The organism is Streptomyces sp. NPDC027663 (assembly GCF_055566415.1).
Window position 1 is genome coordinate 276,863 of record NZ_JBVHSK010000002.1, and the last position, 17,165, is coordinate 294,027.

The following is a 17,165-nucleotide window of genomic DNA, read 5'->3' on the forward strand; positions in this document are numbered from 1 at the left end:
ACGGCCTTCTTCATTCCGAGACACCTGTTCCGATACGCGAGACGATTTCGTCCCAGTAGCCGGGCATCGTCTCCCAGGGGTCGGCACGGCCGCCCTCGTCGGTGCGGTCCGTGAAGTAGATCGTCGCCGCTCCTTGCCAGCGGGCGATGCGCAACGCCTCGTCCAGATGCCCGCGGGGCACGCCGTGCACGAAATGGCAGAACCGGTCGGGCGAGTGGTCGGCGGTCCACTCGGCCACCTGCGACCAGCGGTAGCGGGACCAGGGGCCGGAGAAGGTCACGAGCTGGTCCGCGTTCTCGGCGTAGCCGGGGTGCGGATGGCTGCCGTGGCCGAGGACGATGTGGGCGGGGTCCCGGATCGCCCGGAGCGTGCTGACCGCGCGCCGGACCTCGGGGAGCGCGGCGCGATCCGTGGGGCAGCGGTCCAGCAGGAAGCCGTCGACGCGGTACCAGTCGACGTGTCGGTGCGCGTCGGAGAGCAGGTCGCCGAAGGGCCGGCCACCGTAGGTGAGGTCCAGGTGGCCGAGGACGCGGACGCCCGCGTCGTGCAGCCGGGCCACGGCGGCCAGGCAGTGCGGGTCGGGGCGGGTGCCGGGGCCGGCGGCCACGTTCAGGACCACCCAGTCCAGCGGGGTGCCCGGGCGGGCGAGTTCCGCCCACTGCGCCGGGGAGAGGAGCGGGTGGGCGTACCCGGGGACGCCCAGCGCGGTGCGGACGCCGGTGCCGGTGGCGCTCGCGGTGGTGCTGGTCAGATGCGGCATGCCGCCTCCATCCAGATGTCGGCCAGGGACTCTTCGAGGTTGATGCGGGGCCGCCAGCCGAGCCGGTCCCGCGCGGTGCGCACATCGGCCTGCTGCCAGCTGCCGCAGCCGTCCGGGTACGGGTACGCCATCGGGGCCGGGTGGTCGGAGTCCGCGCGGGGATGGCCGATGGCACTGCGCAGCGGCGCGGGCGGGGCGTCGAGTTCGTGGAGGGCCCCGCCGTACCCGGCCACGCGCGCGAGGACGGCGGCGGCGTCCCGGAGGCGGACGGAGCGGCCGGAGCCGATGTTGATCACGCCCTGGGCGGCGGACAGCGAGGCGGCGTGCACGGCCCGCGCGACGTCCCGTACGTCGATGAAGTCACGCTGGACGCCGAGCCCGCCGAGCTTGAGTTCGCCGTCGCCGGACTGCATCGCCCGGCGCATGGCCTCCGCGAGCCGGCCCAGCGGGGAGCCGGCCGGGGTGCCGGGGCCGGCCGGCGAGAAGACCCGCAGGACGACGGCGTCCAGGCCGGAGCCGAGGACCAGCTCGGTCGCGGCGAGTTTGCTGACGCCGTAGGGGCCGCCGGGGCGCGGTACGGCGTCCTCGGCCGTGGAGGAGCCGGGCTGGCTGGGGCCGTACTCGGAGCCGCACCCGATCTGCACCAGACGGGCGCCGCAGCCGCTGCGTCGCAGAGCCTCGCAGACGGTGGCCACGGCGACGGTGTTGTGCCGGGTGAGTTCGCGGGCGCCGCCGCGGGTGGCGCCCGCGCAGTTGACGACGACCCCGGGGTGGACCGCGTCGAGGAAGCGGGTGAGCGCGCCCGGGCTGCCGGTGGCGAGGTCGAAGCGGACGTCGGCATCGTCCCCGCGGCCGAGCGCGGTGAGCTGGACGGCCGGGTCGGCGAGCAGGCGGTCGGCGACGAAACGGCCGATGAATCCGTTGGCTCCGATCAGCAGGACCCTCATCGTGCGGCTCCCGGGGTGTGCGCGCCGGCGGCACCGGCCGTGTCGAAGGCTCCGGCGGCTGCTCCGGACGCTCCGGCGGTTCCGGTGATGCCGGGCGCTCCGGCGGTTCCGGTCGTGCCGGACGCTCCGGATCGGGAGGTGGTCATCTGGTCTTCTCCTTCACAAGGGTGGTGCGGGTGCCTCCGGCGGCGGGTCGGGCCGGGGGCGGAAGCTTCACTCGGGTGCTCCGGTGGGCGCGTGGGCCGAGGCCCGGGTGAGGGCGCGGCCGGCGTGCAGCAGCAGGGCGAGGGCCGCGGCGCCGCAGGCGAGGGCCGGTACGGCGGCCTCGCCCCCGGCGTTGACGAGGGTCTCGACGGGGGTGGCCAGGGCGGCGCAGCCGGGCAGCCGGCCGGCCAGTGGCAGCGCCAGTGCCGCCGCCTCCGTCGCCGTCGCGGTGCCGAGCAGCAGGGCCGGCGCGCGCGGGTGCCGGTGCACGGTGAGCAGGCGGGCGAGCAGCAGCAGGGCGCCCAGGGTGAGGGCCTGCGGGTAGGCCGCGGGTTCGTGCAGGACGGTGCCGCACAGCGCGAGCAGGACGGCGAGTGCGCCCAGGAACAGGGCGAACGCGCCGAACAGCAGTGGCTTCGCGGCGGCTGCGAAGTCCTCCAGGCCCCGGCTGCCGGCGAGCCTGCGGCGGGCACCGGCGGTGAGGAGGTGAGCGCACCAGGCTGCGGGAGCGCAGGCCAGCAGGAGGGCCAGGACGGGCGCGGTGGCCGTGGGCCAGGGGCCGTCCGGGGTACCGGTGGGCGGGGCGTCGGGGCCGCCGGTCACGACGGCGCGCAGGAGGCCGTCGCCGGTGAGGGCGTATCCGAGCAGCCAGAGGGTCCACACGTGCGTACCGTCTGCCGTCGGCCACGCGCGCGTGCGTGCCGGACCGGCGAGCGGACCGTGGCGCAGGCATGCGCGTGTGGCGAGCGCGACGGTGAGCAGGCCGGCGAGGGCCACCAGCAGGCGGGCCTGTCCGTGGGTGAGACGCAGTCCGGCCACGGTTACCGCGCCGAGCGCCCCCGGCAGGAGGGCGAGCAGGACCCAGCCGGCGCGGATGCGGGGCGCGGGCAGGGGCCGGCGGCCCGGGGGCTGGTCATTGTTGCGAGGCACGCGCGCGTACAGCTCCTCGGCGAGCGAGAAGACATCGCGGTGACGGAAGCGGGCGGCGGTCCGGTCGGTGACCCCGTGTGCTTCCAGCCCGGCCGCGATCTCCAACGGGTCCACGGCCCGCTCGCACAGTTCACGGTGCCGGTGCAGCAGGGCTTTCACCGGGTCGACGGAACCGCGGCGCGGTCCGGGAGCACGCCTGCGGTCCGGCACCTCGTCCGCTACGCGGGTGCCGGGCACGGCGGGGGTGCGGAGGGGGCCGGCCGCGCGGAGGGCGGTGGTGCGGTCGGCCTCCGCAACGGAGTCGTGCCGAGGCCCGGCGCCGAGGTCGGGCCGGGACTCACCGGTGAGGTCGGCCGGTGACCCGCATGCCTGTGCGGAGGCCCGGAAATCGTCCGGCCCGGCTGCCGCCCACTCCTCCGACCGCGCGCTCCAGGGGGCGGCGGCGCTGGGCATCCCCGGCCGGTCCGCCGCCGAAGGCTCGCTGTCACTCCGGCCACCGCCCACGGCGGAACCGCTCACGACAGCGGCCGCCGACGGGCCCGTCGTGACGGCACCCAGCCCGTCCGGCACGCGTACGGCACTCACGCCCGGACCACCCTGCTGACCGGCCGGGCCGGGCTCACCCACGATCGCCGGACCGATCCCGCTCGCATCCGTCCGGTTGCCCAAGTCGCTCATCTGGCCCCCTCGGCGGCCGCCAGCGGCGTGGCCCGTACCGGTGTGCTCGTGGCCCAGCCGGGGATGCCGCGGGGCAGGGCACGGATCGTGGGGCCGGTCCAGCGGCCGGGCACGTGGGACTCGGCAGGAGTGGCGAACGGCAGGGGTTCGCCGGTCTCGTCCAGGACGACCCGGCGGACCGGGCAGTGCGCGACGATCTCCAGGTAAATGCCGTGAAATGCCGCGATGTTCTGCTCGACGGTGAACAGTTCGAGCGCCCGGGCGCGCGCGGCGGCACCGAGCCGTTCACGGCGCTCGGGGTCGCGCAGCAACGCCACGCAGGCCTCGGCGAGCGCCCTGGGGTTGCGCGGGGGCACGACGAGTCCCGTGCCGCCGATGACCTCCACGACCGCGCCGACGTCCGTGGACACCGTGGCACGCCCGCAGAACATGGCCTCGACAAGGCTGACCGGGAAGCCCTCCACGACGCTGGAGAGGACGACGGCAGCGCCGGCGGCGTACGCGTCGGGCAGCGTGGGGGCCTCCGGGCCGCCGATCTCCTCGAAGGAGACGGGGTTGTCCCCGACGGCGTGCACGCCCTCCGCCTCGTCCGGGAAGAGCTGCGCGGCGAGCGCCCGGCAGTGACCGAGGTAGGCGGCACCCTCGGCGCCGGAAGGCGCGCCGACGATGCGCAGGCGGGCCCGCGGCTCCTCCCTGCGGACCTCGGCGAAGGCGTGCAGCAGCGAGACCAGGTCCTTGGCGGGCTCGACCCGGCCGACCCAGACCAGGGTGTGCGGGTCGGCGTGGTCGGGGGACTCGCCGACCTCCGTGAAACGGGCGGCCTCCATGCCCGGGTACACCGTGCGGATCCGGGCGCGGTCGGCGCCGCACCGTTCCTGCCAGCGGCGCACGTGCGTGTTGCCCGGGGTGAGGATCTCCGCCCTGCGGTACACCTCGGCGGCGAGCCGGCCGTGGAAGGCGCCGAGCAGGGAGCGTACGGCGGGGGCGGCGTCGGGACCGAGGGTCAGGTAGTGCGAGCGGAGCTGGACGCCGTACTCGGTGACGAGCAGCGGTACGTCGCAGAAGTGCCGGGCGAGCAGTCCGGCGAGGGCGGCGGGACCTCCGGCGGTGGCGTGGCAGAGGTCGGCCGCGCCGAGTTCCTGGTCGTCGTACCAGTCGAGGGAGAGGGGGCGCAGGGCGCGTTCGAGCTGCGCGGCGACGGCGAGCAGGTCGGGCACGCGCGCCTCGCGCGCCGTGCGCAGCGCGTGAGGTGCGTGGCAGGCGCGTTCCAGGGTGCGTACGGCGGTGTCGGAACGCAGTGCGCCGACGAGTCCGCCCTCGGTGCGGGCGAGTTCTGCGAGCCCGTAGAGCGCGTTGCCGAAACGGTCCGCCTGTTCATTGGACGCACCGTCGGCCGCGGAGCCACCGGTTAGGGCCGCTCCGGTCCGGACGGCCTCGGTCGGGAGGGCCTCTGCCGGGAGCGCCTCGACTGGGACGGCCCCTGTCCTGGCGGCCTCGTTTCGGAGGGCCCCGGTTTTGACGGCCTCGTCGCGGACGGCCCCGGTCCGGGTGGTTCCGGTCCCGGCGGCCGTGGTACGCGCGGCTTCTGTTCCGGCCGCCTCGCTTCCGGCGCAGACCGCGCTCACCAGTTCTCCGTAGTACTCGGTGAAGCGCCGGCGCGCGCGCCGTCCGAGGGCGGCCCCCTCGTCCGGGGTGGTCCACAGCGGCGCCGTACGCACCCGGTTGACCTGCGGCGGGAGCGGGACCCAGCCCTCGTCCTCCTGGCGTCGGCTGCGACTGAGCGCGTAGATGTCGAACTCGTGCTGCCCGAGCCCGCGCACGAGCCGGTCGCACCAGAGCCCGGCGTCACCGCTCACATATGGATACCCACCCTCGGTAAGCAGTCCTATGCGCACGTGTGCACCCCCGATCTCCCGTCTGGGGAGCCGCCGTTGTCCCGACGGCTCGCAGCGGGATGAACGTAAGCGGACAAGGCGGTGGTACGACGGACGGTTGTCCGTCGCACCACCAAAAGGGGTGAACGGTCGTAACTTTCGCGTGCGGGTCGCGTTCCGTCGCGCTAGGGGGCCGTGAGGTGATTACCCGAGCGCGAAACGTTACGCCTCATGCAGGGGCCCGGGGCTCCGCCCTGGGCGTCCCTGCGCGCTGAACCGCTCCGGTTCGGGCGAGGCGGCCGGCGACCTCACCCCGATGCGGCTCGACAAGACGTGATGCGACTCGGTGCGACTCGGTGCGACTCGGTGCGACTCCGTGCGACTCGGTGCGACTGACTCGATTCGATCCGGCTCGATGTGGCTCGATGCGACTCGGCTCGACTCGTTGCGGCTCGATGTGGCTCGATGTGGCTCGATGTGGCTCGATGCGACTCGGCTCGACTCGATGGGAACCGGCGCGAACCGCTGCGATACGCAGTGGAGCCCGTCAACGCCCCGGGTATGGCCAAGGATTGGGCTTGCAGTGGATTCCGTCATGGTCGAGGAACTTGGTCTGCTGCTGCATGACGGGCGCCAGTTCCCCGTCTTTCTGGCAGCTGACGTGCCCGTTGCCGAGCCGGTGGCCGACCTCGTGATTGATGAGCATCTGCCGGTAGGCATGGATGATCTTGTCGCCGTACGTCTTGCTGCCTTGAGCCCACCGGTACGCATTGATCATGACGCGCTCGGTGGCGGCCGAGTCGCAGGAGACGTTGTCCTCGGTCGTGTCCAGGCCCGACTTGGCACACCACTTGGCGGTGGTGCCGGGGCTGGCCAGCGTGATCACGAAGTCGGGCTTGCCGGAGGAGATGCGTTCGAAGGTACGGTCGCCCCCGTGGGCCCAGCTCCGCTTGTCGTTCAGGGTCTTCTGCACGGCCTCGGCGAACAGCGCGCCGTCCAGCCCCATCTGCTGTTCGATGTCGACGCGGTACCGGTACTTCTGGCCGGTGCCGGGCGCCTTGTCGAAGCCGGGCACGGCGTCGAATTTGCCCGAGCCCTTGAGCGTGGCGCTGAGCGGATAGGTCGTGCCCATCTTCTGGTCGTACGTCAGCGGCACCACGCTGGGCCCGGCGGAGGGCGTCGCCTCGGCGGAGGCATGTGCGCCGGGGGCCTGGCCGGTGGTGGACCGCGACTGCACGGCGCCGTCGTCGTCCCCCTCGGTCACCTGCCCGGCGACGACCACCGCGAGCACGGTGGTGACGGCGGCCGCCGCGATGCCGGTGAAGGCGCGCCCCTTGTTCGTCGTGCGCTGGGCGGGTACGGCGACGACGCCGTCGGCCGCGGATGCGAGCGTCTGCGGCTCCTGGGCCGGCTGCCGCCCGGCACGACGGGCCCTGCCGGCGCGAGCCGCGAAGGCGTCGATGTCCTCGACGTCCCCCATGCCGTCGTCGACGCCCTCGAACGCGTCCAGGTACTCCTGCCGGGGCCCCTTGGCGCGCCGCCGACCGTCCGGCCCCGCCTGTCGCTGCCGCGGCAGCACCACACCGGGCCCACCCGCACCGGGCCCACCGGCCGCGACCCCACTGCCACCGGGCCCACCGCCACCGGGCCGCCCCTCGAACTCCCCCCAGGCGCCGCCGGCTTCCCGCTGCTCGGGGTGTCCACTGCGCACGGGGGCGCCTTCACGCGAACGGGTCCCACCGCGCGCGGGAGTGCCATCGGGGAACGCCGGCACACCATGAGCAGGCGTTCCGTCCGGAAGTCGGGGCATGCCGTGCGCCGGCGTGCCGTCGGGGAACCTCGGTGCGTTCTGTACCGGCTGTAGCGGCTGTACCGGTGTGCCCCCGGCCGTCCCCGGCCCGCTCCCCTGCGCCCGCGCGTCCCGGCGGTTGTCCTCGGAGCGTGCGCCGCGCTGGTCCCTGCGCCCTGCGGCTGTGTCCGCGGAGTCACCCTTGGGTGCTGGTCCGCGGCGACTGTGGCGTCCCACCCCGGCCCTCAGCTCCCCGCGCCCGTGACGGTGACGCCGTCCCCTGACGAGGCGGCCTCGCCCGGGGCGCCCGTCTCGGCCAGGAGTTCCCGGAAAGCGCCGGCGACCATGTCCGGGTACTCCATCATCGCCACGTGCCCGGCCTCCGGCAGGGTCAGCAGACGGGAGTCGCGGAAGGCGCGGGCCGCCTTGCGTGCCATGCGGAAGCCGACCAGCTGGTCCCGGCCGCCGTAGATCAGCAGCGTGGGGGCGAACACCCGCTCGGCCTGGCGCCACAGCCCGTGCTGGCCACCGAGCGTGTAAGCGTTGACGACCCCGCGGGCGGAACGGGCCATCGCGTCCCAGAAGTACGGCAGCTGCAGCCGCCGTTCCAGCTCCTCGACGGCATGCCGGAAGGCCTCCGGCGAGACCCGCCCGGGATCGCCGTAGCAGAGCGCCATGACGCCGCGCACCCGCTGCTCGGCCGTCCATTGCCGGGTGATCCGGGTGAAGAGGCCGGCGACACCGGGCACGCCGAGCAGCGCCGTCGGCACGGCGGTGCGCTGCACCCGCAGCTCGGGCAGGGCCGGCGAGACGAGCGTGAGCGTACGGACCAGGTCGGGGCGTACGGCCGCCACGCGCGTGGTGACCGCGCCGCCGAGCGAGTTGCCGAAGAGATGGACCGGGCCGCGCGCGGCCGCGTCGAGATAACGGATCACCGCGCGCGCGTGCCCCGTGACGGAGTAGTCGCCGTCGTCCGGGGGCGGGGAGTCGCCGAAGCCCGGCAGGTCGACCGCCTCGCCGGCGACCACACCGTCCAGCTCGGCCATGAGCGACGACCAGTTCTGCGAGGAACCGCCGAGACCGTGGACGAACAGCGCGGGCGGAAGCCCTTCACGCGCGGGGGGCCGGGAACGGATCGACAGGGTGACGCCGGGCAGGCCCACGGACCGCAGCCGCTCGCCCTCGCCGACCCGGACGGGCGCCACCTTCGGAAGCACACTGGCGGCCGACACGGACGGCGACTCGGTCGAAGACATGCGGCAATGTTACGAGGTGATCACGCCGAGATTTGTGTGTCGGCCGTCACAGCGTGAACCGGACGAGGCCGGAGAACCGGTCGGCGAACAGGCCGGACGGCATGGCGTCCGGATCAGCAGTCTCCTAGGCTCATACAGAGGGCACCCGCATGTGGCCCCTGCTGTTTCCAGGGACGTTCGTAGGAAGGGAGCCCACCATGGCCTATGACCCCACCGAGCCCGGCGCGATCGAGGATCTCGAGAACCTGGAGGACCGCGAGGACCTGGAGGACCTGGAGGACGGCGCGAACGCGGACATCGACGTCGAGGCGCCCGAGGTGGACGCTGCCGAGCAGCACGCCGACATCACGCCGCAGCGCGACGACCCGCTGACGGGCGTGGACCCGGACCGGGGGAACGAAGCCGATCTGCTCGAACAGGCGCGCGTGGTCGCACTCGACGAGGACGACTACCGCTGACCTCGTCATACCTCGCAGCACTCGCGGGTCGCGGCAGACCGCAAACGCGGGCTGCACGGCTTTCGCAGCCGTCCGGTACGTGAAATTCTGCGCTCGCACCGCGCACACCACTGTTACCGAAAAGTACGATGGCCGCGCGGCCGACACCGCATGTGGACGACATTGGGAGGCGGCGTGACAGCCATCGAGCAAACTGAGGCGGCACGCCCGCGTGGCACCCGTCTGCCGCGCCGAGCCCGACGGAACCAGCTGCTGGGCGCCGCCCAGGAGGTTTTCGTCGCGCAGGGCTATCACGCTGCGGCGATGGACGACATCGCCGAGCGGGCCGGCGTGAGCAAGCCGGTGCTCTACCAGCACTTCCCGGGCAAGCTCGACCTCTACCTCGCCCTGCTCGACCAGCACTGCGAGTCGCTGATCCAGGCCGTGCGGGGCGCGCTGGCATCGACGACGGACAACAAGCAGCGCGTACGGGCGACGATGGACGCCTACTTCGCGTACGTGGAGGACGACGGCGGCGCGTTCCGGCTGGTCTTCGAGTCGGACCTGACGAACGAGCCCGCGGTGCGCGAGCGCGTCGACAAGGTGACGAACGAGTGCGCCGAGGCCATCTGCGACGTCATCGCCGAGGACACGGGCCTCTCGCGCGCGGAGTCGATGCTGCTGGCCTCCGGTCTCGGCGGGCTGGCCCAGGTGGTCGCCCGTTCCTGGCTGCACAGCGACCGCAGCGTCCCGCGCGAGGAGGCGGTGCAGCTGCTGACCTCGCTGGCCTGGCGGGGCATCGCCGGTTTCCCGCTGCACGGCACCGATCATCACTGACGGGCATTTGTTCCCGCCGGGTGTTCGCTCCTGGCGTTCCGCCGCGCAGCGTGTACGTCCCCTCACCGGGCTAATGTGTGCTGGGTACGGCGCGGATGATCGCGCACACACTGACCGTCGGAGGGACATAGTCGTGGAGGTCAAGATCGGCGTGCAGTACGCGCCCCGCGAGATCGTTCTGGAGAGCGGTCAGAGCGTCGAGGAGGTGGAGCGTCTCGTGAACGACGCGCTGTCCGGGAAGACGCATCTGCTGAGCCTTCAGGACGAGAAGGGCCGCAAGGTCCTGGTGCCGACCGACCGTCTGGCGTACGTGGAGATCGGCGAGCCCACCGTGCGCAAGGTGGGGTTCGGCACGCTGTAGGCCGAAGCCGTGAGAAGGGCCCGGCGGCCGTGTGCCGCCGGGCCCTTCCGTATGCGGTGTGCACACAGACAGAGCACAACGCCTCCACAGCGCAGGATTGCAATCCGCAGGTCACGGGTAGGACGGGCTACGACCGTCGAGCCAGACCGGCCGTGGGAGGGACCCCCGACATGATCCTGGAAGCACTCGGCTCCGCCGTGCTCGGCCTGATCCTCGCCTGGGCGGCGGCACACCGCCTCGGGCACCGCCTGCCGGCCCGCCCGCTGGTGTACTCCACGGGCATCGCCGGCGCCCTCTTCGGTGACTTCGTCACCCACACCGCCCTGGGCCCCGGCATGGCCCTGCTGAGCCTCCTGGGCTCCGCGATCATCGCCGCGGCGTCCCTGTCCCTGCTCCTCCGCCCCACGGGCCACCTCCGCCGACGATCAGCGACGGCGTAACACCACCCGCAGCCGGGGCACGAGGCGGCAGAGCCGCCAGTGGCCAGGGCCGCGAGGAATCGCACAACCAACCCCGACGCACCCCAACCCTGACGCGAGACGGCGCAGCCGCCGGTGGTCAGGGGCGCGGGGAACTGCGCGAGCGACCACGACGCATCCGCAGCCGCGCAACTCCCCGCATCCACCCCCCACAAGCCGCGCCGGCGCTCAGGCCGCCAGGCCCAGCGCAGCCATCCGCTTCGTGTGCGCCTCCGTGATCCGCGAGAACATCTTGCCGACCTCCGCGAGATCGAACCCGTCGGCAACGCCCCCCACGAGCATCGTGGACAACGCATCCCGGTCGGCGACGACCCGCTGGGACTGCGACAGCGCCTCGCCCATCAGCCGCCGCGCCCACAACGCGAGCCGCCCGCCCACGCGCGGGTCGGCGTCGATGGCGGCCCGCACCTTCTCCACCGCGAACCCGGCGTGCCCCGTGTCGTCGAGCACGGCGAGCACCAGCTCGCGCGTGTCGGAGTCGAGACGGGCGGCGACCTCCCGGTAGAAGTCGCTCGCGATCGAGTCGCCGACGTACGCCTTGACCAGGCCCTCCAGCCAGTCCGACGGCGCGGTCTGCTTGTGGAAGCCGTCGAGCGCGGCGACGAACGGGTCCATGGCGGCCGTCGGCTCCTCGCCGATCTCGGTCAGCCGGTCCCGCAGCCGTTCGAAGTGGTGGAACTCGGCCGAGGCCATCTTCGCCAGCTCCGCCTTGTCCGCGAGGGTCGGCGCCAGCTTGGCGTCCTCCGCGAGCCGCTCGAACGCTGCCAGCTCTCCGTACGCGAGCGCGCCGAGCAGGTCCACTACCGCGGCCCGGTACTGCGGGTCGGCGGACGCCTGCGCCCAGTCCTGGGCGGCGACACCGGTGGGTTCGGCGGATTCGGCGGGCGCGTTCTCAGGCTTGTCAGAGCTAGTCATGAGCCGCACAATAGCCCGCTCGGCACCCCTCTCAAGGCCCTGGCCAACCACTGTGACGGCGACTACGTGACCAATTCGGCCATCACATGTGCGCGATTCCGGGGTATGGTGGTAATGCGCCTGCTGAGTGCGTCGACGATGTTCGACGTGTCCCGACAGGCTGCATGCATGAGGATGCCCGGTCGGTGGCCCGATCGGCTCCGACCCGACAGCCCTCCCCGGCCGTACGACTCAGTACGTACGACGACCGGAGGGACACCTCAGCGGTACGAGCGCTAGAGCGTCGGCAGAGGTCCCGTGTCTTACGGCTTGCCCGAGTGGTTCGCCCGTACGGCAGCCGACGTCCCCGGCACGGTCAGACATGACCCCCGCGCTCGCCTCGCACCGCGCACACAGAAGAGGCAGCACCCTGACTACGACGTTCCGAGACCTCGGGATCCTCCCCGAGACCGCCGAAGCGCTGGAAGCCGTCGGCATCATCACTCCCTTCCCCATCCAGGAGATGACCCTCCCCGTCGCCCTTTCCGGCACGGATGTCATCGGCCAGGCCAAGACCGGCACCGGCAAGACGCTGGGCTTCGGCCTCCCGCTCCTCGAGCGCGTCACCGTCCCCGCCGACGTCGAGGCCGGACGCGCCGCCCCCGAGGCCCTCACCGACGCCCCTCAGGCCCTCGTGGTCGTCCCCACGCGCGAGCTGTGCACCCAGGTCACCAACGACCTGCTGACGGCGGGCAAGGTCCGTAACGTGCGCGTGGCCGCGATCTACGGCGGTCGGGCCTACGAGCCGCAGGTCGAGGCCCTCAAGAAGGGCGTCGACGTGGTCGTCGGCACCCCGGGCCGCCTGCTCGACCTCGCGGGTCAGAAGAAGCTCAACCTGAAGCACGTCAAGTGCCTGGTCCTCGACGAGGCCGACGAGATGCTCGACCTGGGCTTCCTGCCCGACGTCGAGAAGATCATCGACATGCTGCCGGCCAAGCGCCAGACCATGCTGTTCTCGGCGACCATGCCGGGCGCGGTCATCGGCCTCGCGCGCCGCTACATGTCCCGGCCCACGCACATCCGCGCCACCGCGCCGGACGACGAGGGCGCGACGGTCGCGAACATCAAGCAGTTCGTCTACCGCGCGCACAACATGGACAAGCCGGAGATGGTCGCCCGCATCCTGCAGGCCGACGGCCGCGGGCTCGCGATGATCTTCTGCCGGACCAAGCGCACGGCCGCCGACATCGCCGAGCAGCTCCAGCGCCGCGGGTTCGCCTCCGGCGCGGTCCACGGCGACCTCGGCCAGGGCGCCCGCGAGCAGGCGCTGCGCGCCTTCCGCAACGGCAAGGTCGACGTCCTGGTCTGCACCGACGTCGCCGCGCGCGGCATCGACGTCGAGGGCGTGACCCACGTCATCAACTACCAGTCCCCCGAGGACGAGAAGACGTACCTGCACCGCGTCGGGCGTACCGGCCGCGCGGGCGCCAAGGGTACGGCGATCACGTTCGTCGACTGGGACGACATCCCGCGCTGGCAGCTGATCAACAAGGCGCTGGAGCTGGGCTTCAACGACCCGGTGGAGACGTACTCCAGCTCCCCGCACCTGTTCTCCGACCTCGGCATCCCCGAGGGCACGAAGGGCATCCTGCCGCGCTCGGAGCGGACCCGTGCCGGTCTGGACGCGGAGGAGCTGGAGGACCTGGGCGAGACCGGCGGGCGTGGCGCGCGCGGCCGTGGTGGCCGTGGTGGCCGAGCCGAGTCGGCGCCGCCCGAGCGTGAGCGCCCGGCCGGTACGCCGCGCCGTCGCCGCCGCACGCGCGGCGGAGCGCCGCTGGACGCCTCCCCCGCCGCGTCGGCTCCTGCCGCCGAGATCGCCGGCACGGAGGACGCCCCGGCTGCGACCCGCACCCCGCGCCGCCGTCGCCGTACGCGCGGCGGAGCGTCGACGGAGCCGGTGACGGCCGTCGCGGCGCCCGCGTCGACCGACGAGACCGCCGCCGTCGAGACGGTGACCACGGTGGAAGGCCCCGCCGTCGTGGAGACCCCGGACAAGCCGCGCCGCCGCCGCACGCGCAAGCCTGCGGCGACGCAGACCACGGTGACGTCCGCGCCGGCGAGCGAGCCGGTGGTGGCCCCGGCCCCCGTGGCCGAGCCCGTGAGCGCGGACAGCCCGGTGGCGGAGCCTGCGGTCGAGGCCGCTCCGGCCGCGGAGACCAAGCCGCGCCGCCGCACCCGCAAGACGGCCGAGCCGGCCGCCCAGGCGGAAGCGGTACTGGACACGGCGGAGGCCGCCGAGACGAAGCCGCGCCGTACCCGCAAGGCCACGGCGACGGTCACGGAGGCCCCCGAGGCCGAGGCCAAGCCCCGCCGGACCCGCAAGAGCGCCGCTGCCGCGGAAGCCGCCGTGGACACCGCCGGAGCATCGGTGGACACCGCCGAAGCCCCCGAGGCCGAGGCCAAGCCGCGCCGCACGCGGAAGACCGCGGCCGCCGCCGAAACCGCCGTGGACACCGCGGAAGCGACCGAGGCCAAGCCCCGCCGCACCCGCAAGACCGCGGCCGCCGCCGAAACCGCCGTGGACACCACCGAGGCGACCGAAGCAAAGCCCCGCCGCACGCGGAAGACCGCGGCCGCCGCCGAAGCCCCCGAGGCCGAAGCAAAGCCCCGCCGCACCCGCAAGACCGCGGCCGCCGCCGAAACCGCCGTGGACACCGCGGAAGCGACCGAGGCCAAGCCCCGCCGCACCCGCAAGACCGCGGCCGCTGCCGAAACCGCTGCGGACACCACCGAGGCGACCGAAGCAAAGCCCCGCCGCACGCGGAAGACCGCGGCCGCCGCCGAAGCCCCCGAGGCCGAAGCAAAGCCGCGCCGCACGCGGAAGACCGCGGCCGCCGCCGAAACCGCGGCGGACACCGCGGAAGCGACCGAGGCCAAGCCCCGCCGCACCCGCAAGACCGCGGCCACCGCCGTGGATGCGGTCGACGGGGAAGTGGTGGCCGCTCCGAAGGCGCGGCGCACCCGTAAGGCCGTTGCCGAGGCGGCGGTTGCGGAGATTCCGGCGCAGGCGACCGAGGAGCCCGAGGTCAAGCCGCGGCGCCGGACCCGCAAGACCGCGGCATCCGCTGCCGAGGCGGCCGGTGAGGGCACCGAGTCGGCGCCGAAGCCGCGCCGCGCCCGCAAGGCGACGGCTGCTGTGGAGGCCCCTGAGGGCTGATCCGGCGCCGCGGGCGCCGCGGTAGAGCAGGCCGGTCCGATGGCCGGGTTCACGACAGTGGGCCCGGCCATCGGCGTCTCCACCACCCGTCACCCGCCTCCCCCCAGTCCCGACGTCCAAGCGCCCAGCACCCCACATCCACCCGCACCCACCCCCGACACCCGAGCGCGCTCACCTCCACCCACCCCCGACACCCGAGCGCGCCCAGCGCCCGACACCCCCACGCCCCCACCCCCGACACCCGAGCGCCCACCACCCGACACCCGCCCGCACCCCCGCCCGATAGCCTCTTCCCCATGAGCAGGCCCTCCACCTTTGTGCCGCCGTCCGGTGCCCGTGCGTACTCCCTTGCCACGGCTCGCGGGGACTTCGCCGTGGTCGACGCCCCCGTCGCGGCCGGGGTCGAACCGAAGGGTGTTGCGCTGCTGCTGCCCGGGTTCACCGGGAGCAAGGAGGACTTCAATCCGCTGCACGTGCCGCTGGCCCGGCGCGGGTACCGGACCGTGGCCGTGGACGGACGCGGCCAGTTCGAGTCGGACGGGCCCGTGACCGACGAATCCGCTTATGCGCAGGAGGAGTTGGCGCGGGACGTACTGGCCCAGGCCGAGGCGATCGGCGGTCCGGTGCATCTGCTGGGGCATTCGTTCGGCGGGCAGATCTCGCGCGCGGCCGCACTGCTGGACCACTCGCCGTTCCGGTCGCTCACCCTGATGGCGTCCGGTCCGGCGCAGATCTCGCCGCCCCAGCAGGAGCGGGTGAAGCTGCTGCGGGACGCGCTCGCGGTGATGAGCATGGCGGAGGTCTGGGAGGCGATCCAGGCGATGGAACCGCCGGAGGAGACCGAGACTCCCTCGCTCGACGGCGGCCTCGACGACCGGGACGACCTGCGGCGCCGCTGGCTGGGCACCAAGCCTGCCCAACTCCTCGCCGCCGGACGTCAGTTGTGCACGGAGCCGGACCGGGTCGCCGAACTGGCGGTGCTGCCGCTGTCGTTCCACGTCCTGTCGGGTTCACAGGACGACACCTGGCCGCTGCCGTTGCTCGACGACATGGCGGTGCGGCTGAAGGCACGGCGGACGGTCGTCCACGGCGCCGAGCACTCCCCCAACACCGACCGGCCGCTGGAGACGGCCCGCGCGATCGCCGACTTCTGGGACGACACCGCGAGCGGCACCTGACGCTCGGCGTGCTAGTACTGCGCCTGCAGGTGCTGCCAGAAGCCGTCCCGCAGGGCGCGGCGGAGGTCGGCCTGGCCGCGCAGCGAGTACTGGAGCAGGTCCTCGGCCTCGACCAGCAGGTCCTGGTCGACGGAGCCGGGCAGGTAGGGATGTCCGGGGAAGAGTTCGACCAGTGCTTCGCGACCCCGGGAGGCGAGCCACTTCGCCGCGATCTGGGCGCCGACGAAGCGGACGTCCTCGCGGCTGGGCCGGGCACCGGCGGTGGCCTCGTAGGCGGCGGCCGTGCGCCGGGAGACGTACGGCTTGAAGAACTCCAGGTCGAACGTGCGCTGGCTGTCGACCTCCCAGAGCAGCGGCTCGGCCTGGTTGCGGCCCTCGGGGGCCTCGATGCCCCAGAGGTGCACGCGGGCGCCGTAGCCCTGGGCCGCCTCGACCGCCGAGACGAGGTCCTCGTCGCCGCCGAGGAGGGCCGCGTCGCTGATCGCGCGGTGCCGGGCGAGGGACTCCAGGTCCGTGCGGATCAGTGAGTCGACGCCCTTCTGCTGGTTGTTGGCGTTGAGGTTGCCGAGGCGGACCTTGACGTCGGGCAGTTCGGCGATGGACTGCTGCTCGGCGGTGTGGATGCGGCGCCGGGCGCCGTCGTACCAGTACACGCGCAGCAGTCGGCTGTCCGCGAAGATGGTGCGGGCCCGGTCGATCAGCGCGTCGATGAGGCCCTCGGCGTCGAGGTCGAAGGCCCTGCGGTCCTCGGTTCCGGCGACCAGCCGGCCGGCGGCTGCGTACAGGTAACCCGCGTCGACGAAGATCGCGTGGGTGGAGGGCGTCTTCGCCACCTCGGCGAGCATGCGTTCCAGCAGCTCGTTCGTGCGGTCGATGCGGGCGCCCAGGGCAGCCAGGTCGTCGTTCATCGCCTCCATTGTCCCGGTGGTCACGCAGCGAACACAACCGGTCCCGGTCGGTCGGGCGGGCACCGCTTACCGGTCAGTAGTTAGTCGTTCGAAAAATTTCTTTAGCGTAGGGAATGTTTGTAACAAGCAGCACGTTGACTCTCCATGTCACGGGATACCCATCCGGTGCACCTCGAGTAGTTCTCCGCAGGAGGATGACCAGACGAAGGGAGAAGCCCATGCGCTTCGAAATCATGCGACTCGACGAGGTCGACGGCACCACCGTGGACAGCACCGTCGTGGACGCCGCCTCCGTCAACCGGATCGTTCAGCAGGCCGCCGCCATCGGACAGCGCCTGTGGATCCGCCCGGCCGAGACCACGGTCTCGTAACCCGCACACGGGCGTTCGCCACTCAAGCTTTCCGGGGGAGCCGAG

16 protein-coding genes are annotated in these 17,165 nt (G+C 73.1%); 7 read left to right on the top strand and 9 right to left on the bottom strand.

The window, feature by feature from the left end:
- Window positions 1-10: 10 nt before the first annotated feature.
- The 7 genes from ACZ4SF_RS06110 to ACZ4SF_RS06140 all read right to left on the bottom strand — a co-directional run bounded on the left by ACZ4SF_RS06110 (window position 11) and on the right by ACZ4SF_RS06140 (window position 8,438).
- Window positions 11-760 carry a spherulation-specific family 4 protein gene (locus ACZ4SF_RS06110; RefSeq protein ID WP_468378866.1) on the bottom strand — a complete coding sequence of 250 codons (750 nt, stop codon included), beginning with the start codon at window positions 758-760 and terminating at the stop codon, window positions 11-13.
- The gene (locus ACZ4SF_RS06115) at window positions 748-1,707 is read right to left on the bottom strand and encodes an NAD-dependent epimerase/dehydratase family protein (protein WP_468378869.1); all 960 of its coding nucleotides are present in this window, start codon (window positions 1,705-1,707) and stop codon (window positions 748-750) included. The genes ACZ4SF_RS06110 and ACZ4SF_RS06115 overlap by 13 nt, the downstream gene beginning before the upstream one ends.
- The gene (locus ACZ4SF_RS06120) at window positions 1,704-1,853 is read right to left on the bottom strand and encodes a hypothetical protein (protein WP_468378872.1); all 150 of its coding nucleotides are present in this window, start codon (window positions 1,851-1,853) and stop codon (window positions 1,704-1,706) included. Before ACZ4SF_RS06120 ends, ACZ4SF_RS06115 begins: the two co-directional genes overlap by 4 nt.
- A 67-nt stretch (window positions 1,854-1,920) precedes the next feature.
- Window positions 1,921-3,519 carry a hypothetical protein gene (locus ACZ4SF_RS06125; RefSeq protein WP_468378874.1) on the bottom strand — a complete coding sequence of 533 codons (1,599 nt, stop codon included), beginning with the start codon at window positions 3,517-3,519 and terminating at the stop codon, window positions 1,921-1,923.
- Window positions 3,516-5,414, bottom strand: a complete 1,899-nt coding sequence (locus ACZ4SF_RS06130) for a DUF3492 domain-containing protein (protein WP_468378877.1) — start codon at window positions 5,412-5,414, stop codon at window positions 3,516-3,518. The genes ACZ4SF_RS06125 and ACZ4SF_RS06130 overlap by 4 nt, the downstream gene beginning before the upstream one ends.
- A gap of 526 nt (window positions 5,415-5,940) precedes the next feature.
- A complete protein-coding gene (locus tag ACZ4SF_RS06135) occupies window positions 5,941-7,419 on the bottom strand; it encodes a DUF3152 domain-containing protein (protein ID WP_468378879.1) in 1,479 nt (492 codons plus the stop codon).
- A gap of 8 nt (window positions 7,420-7,427) precedes the next feature.
- Entirely contained in the window at window positions 7,428-8,438 is a 1,011-nt protein-coding gene (locus ACZ4SF_RS06140) for an alpha/beta fold hydrolase (protein WP_468378882.1), read from the bottom strand.
- Window positions 8,439-8,635: 197 nt separating this feature from the next.
- Here ACZ4SF_RS06140 and ACZ4SF_RS06145 point away from each other — a divergent pair, with 197 nt between their 5' ends.
- The 4 genes from ACZ4SF_RS06145 (at window position 8,636) to ACZ4SF_RS06160 (ending at window position 10,513) form a co-directional block, all read left to right on the top strand.
- The gene (locus tag ACZ4SF_RS06145; RefSeq protein WP_468378885.1) at window positions 8,636-8,896 is read left to right on the top strand and encodes a hypothetical protein; all 261 of its coding nucleotides are present in this window, start codon (window positions 8,636-8,638) and stop codon (window positions 8,894-8,896) included.
- Between the two features lie 174 nt (window positions 8,897-9,070).
- Window positions 9,071-9,712 carry a TetR/AcrR family transcriptional regulator gene (locus ACZ4SF_RS06150; RefSeq protein WP_468378887.1) on the top strand — a complete coding sequence of 214 codons (642 nt, stop codon included), beginning with the start codon at window positions 9,071-9,073 and terminating at the stop codon, window positions 9,710-9,712.
- Window positions 9,713-9,845: 133 nt separating this feature from the next.
- Complete coding sequence (locus tag ACZ4SF_RS06155; protein WP_468378890.1) at window positions 9,846-10,073, top strand: DUF3107 domain-containing protein; 228 nt, start codon at window positions 9,846-9,848, stop codon at window positions 10,071-10,073.
- A gap of 170 nt (window positions 10,074-10,243) precedes the next feature.
- Window positions 10,244-10,513, top strand: a complete 270-nt coding sequence (locus tag ACZ4SF_RS06160; RefSeq protein WP_468378894.1) for a hypothetical protein — start codon at window positions 10,244-10,246, stop codon at window positions 10,511-10,513.
- Between the two features lie 207 nt (window positions 10,514-10,720).
- Here the strand turns inward: ACZ4SF_RS06160 and ACZ4SF_RS06165 are convergent, their stop codons facing one another.
- Window positions 10,721-11,467: a ferritin-like fold-containing protein gene (locus ACZ4SF_RS06165; protein WP_468378897.1), complete on the bottom strand. Its 747-nt coding sequence runs from the start codon at window positions 11,465-11,467 to the stop codon at window positions 10,721-10,723.
- Window positions 11,468-11,969: 502 nt separating this feature from the next.
- On the opposite strand from ACZ4SF_RS06165, the gene ACZ4SF_RS06170 reads away from it, so the two are divergent.
- The gene (locus ACZ4SF_RS06170) at window positions 11,970-14,663 is read left to right on the top strand and encodes a DEAD/DEAH box helicase (protein ID WP_468380382.1); all 2,694 of its coding nucleotides are present in this window, start codon (window positions 11,970-11,972) and stop codon (window positions 14,661-14,663) included.
- 296 nt (window positions 14,664-14,959) lie between these two features.
- Window positions 14,960-15,841 (top strand): alpha/beta fold hydrolase, encoded by an 882-nt coding sequence (locus tag ACZ4SF_RS06175; RefSeq protein WP_468378899.1) that lies wholly within the window; start codon window positions 14,960-14,962, stop codon window positions 15,839-15,841.
- 11 nt (window positions 15,842-15,852) lie between these two features.
- Here the strand turns inward: ACZ4SF_RS06175 and ACZ4SF_RS06180 are convergent, their stop codons facing one another.
- Window positions 15,853-16,758: an NYN domain-containing protein gene (locus ACZ4SF_RS06180; RefSeq protein ID WP_468380384.1), complete on the bottom strand. Its 906-nt coding sequence runs from the start codon at window positions 16,756-16,758 to the stop codon at window positions 15,853-15,855.
- A 209-nt stretch (window positions 16,759-16,967) separates the two neighbouring features.
- Between ACZ4SF_RS06180 and ACZ4SF_RS06185 the strand changes: the two genes are divergently transcribed.
- On the top strand, window positions 16,968-17,120 hold the full coding sequence (locus tag ACZ4SF_RS06185; RefSeq protein ID WP_363294064.1) for a hypothetical protein: 153 nt from the start codon (window positions 16,968-16,970) through the stop codon (window positions 17,118-17,120).
- Window positions 17,121-17,165: the final 45 nt, after the last annotated feature.

What these genes read in the sequence shown, in the direction of transcription:
- ACZ4SF_RS06110 (WP_468378866.1), bottom strand. Translation starts at nt 760, where the DNA reads ATGCCGCATCTGACCAGCACCACCGCGAGCGCCACCGGCACCGGCGTC.
- ACZ4SF_RS06115 (WP_468378869.1), bottom strand. Translation starts at nt 1,707, where the DNA reads ATGAGGGTCCTGCTGATCGGAGCCAACGGATTCATCGGCCGTTTCGTC.
- ACZ4SF_RS06120 (WP_468378872.1), bottom strand. Translation starts at nt 1,853, where the DNA reads ATGACCACCTCCCGATCCGGAGCGTCCGGCACGACCGGAACCGCCGGA.
- ACZ4SF_RS06125 (WP_468378874.1), bottom strand. Translation starts at nt 3,519, where the DNA reads ATGAGCGACTTGGGCAACCGGACGGATGCGAGCGGGATCGGTCCGGCG.
- ACZ4SF_RS06140 (WP_468378882.1), bottom strand. Translation starts at nt 8,438, where the DNA reads ATGTCTTCGACCGAGTCGCCGTCCGTGTCGGCCGCCAGTGTGCTTCCG.
- ACZ4SF_RS06145 (WP_468378885.1), top strand. Translation starts at nt 8,636, where the DNA reads ATGGCCTATGACCCCACCGAGCCCGGCGCGATCGAGGATCTCGAGAAC.
- ACZ4SF_RS06160 (WP_468378894.1), top strand. Translation starts at nt 10,244, where the DNA reads ATGATCCTGGAAGCACTCGGCTCCGCCGTGCTCGGCCTGATCCTCGCC.
- ACZ4SF_RS06165 (WP_468378897.1), bottom strand. Translation starts at nt 11,467, where the DNA reads ATGACTAGCTCTGACAAGCCTGAGAACGCGCCCGCCGAATCCGCCGAA.
- ACZ4SF_RS06170 (WP_468380382.1), top strand. Translation starts at nt 11,970, where the DNA reads ATGACCCTCCCCGTCGCCCTTTCCGGCACGGATGTCATCGGCCAGGCC.
- ACZ4SF_RS06175 (WP_468378899.1), top strand. Translation starts at nt 14,960, where the DNA reads ATGAGCAGGCCCTCCACCTTTGTGCCGCCGTCCGGTGCCCGTGCGTAC.
- ACZ4SF_RS06180 (WP_468380384.1), bottom strand. Translation starts at nt 16,758, where the DNA reads ATGGAGGCGATGAACGACGACCTGGCTGCCCTGGGCGCCCGCATCGAC.
- ACZ4SF_RS06185 (WP_363294064.1), top strand. Translation starts at nt 16,968, where the DNA reads ATGCGCTTCGAAATCATGCGACTCGACGAGGTCGACGGCACCACCGTG.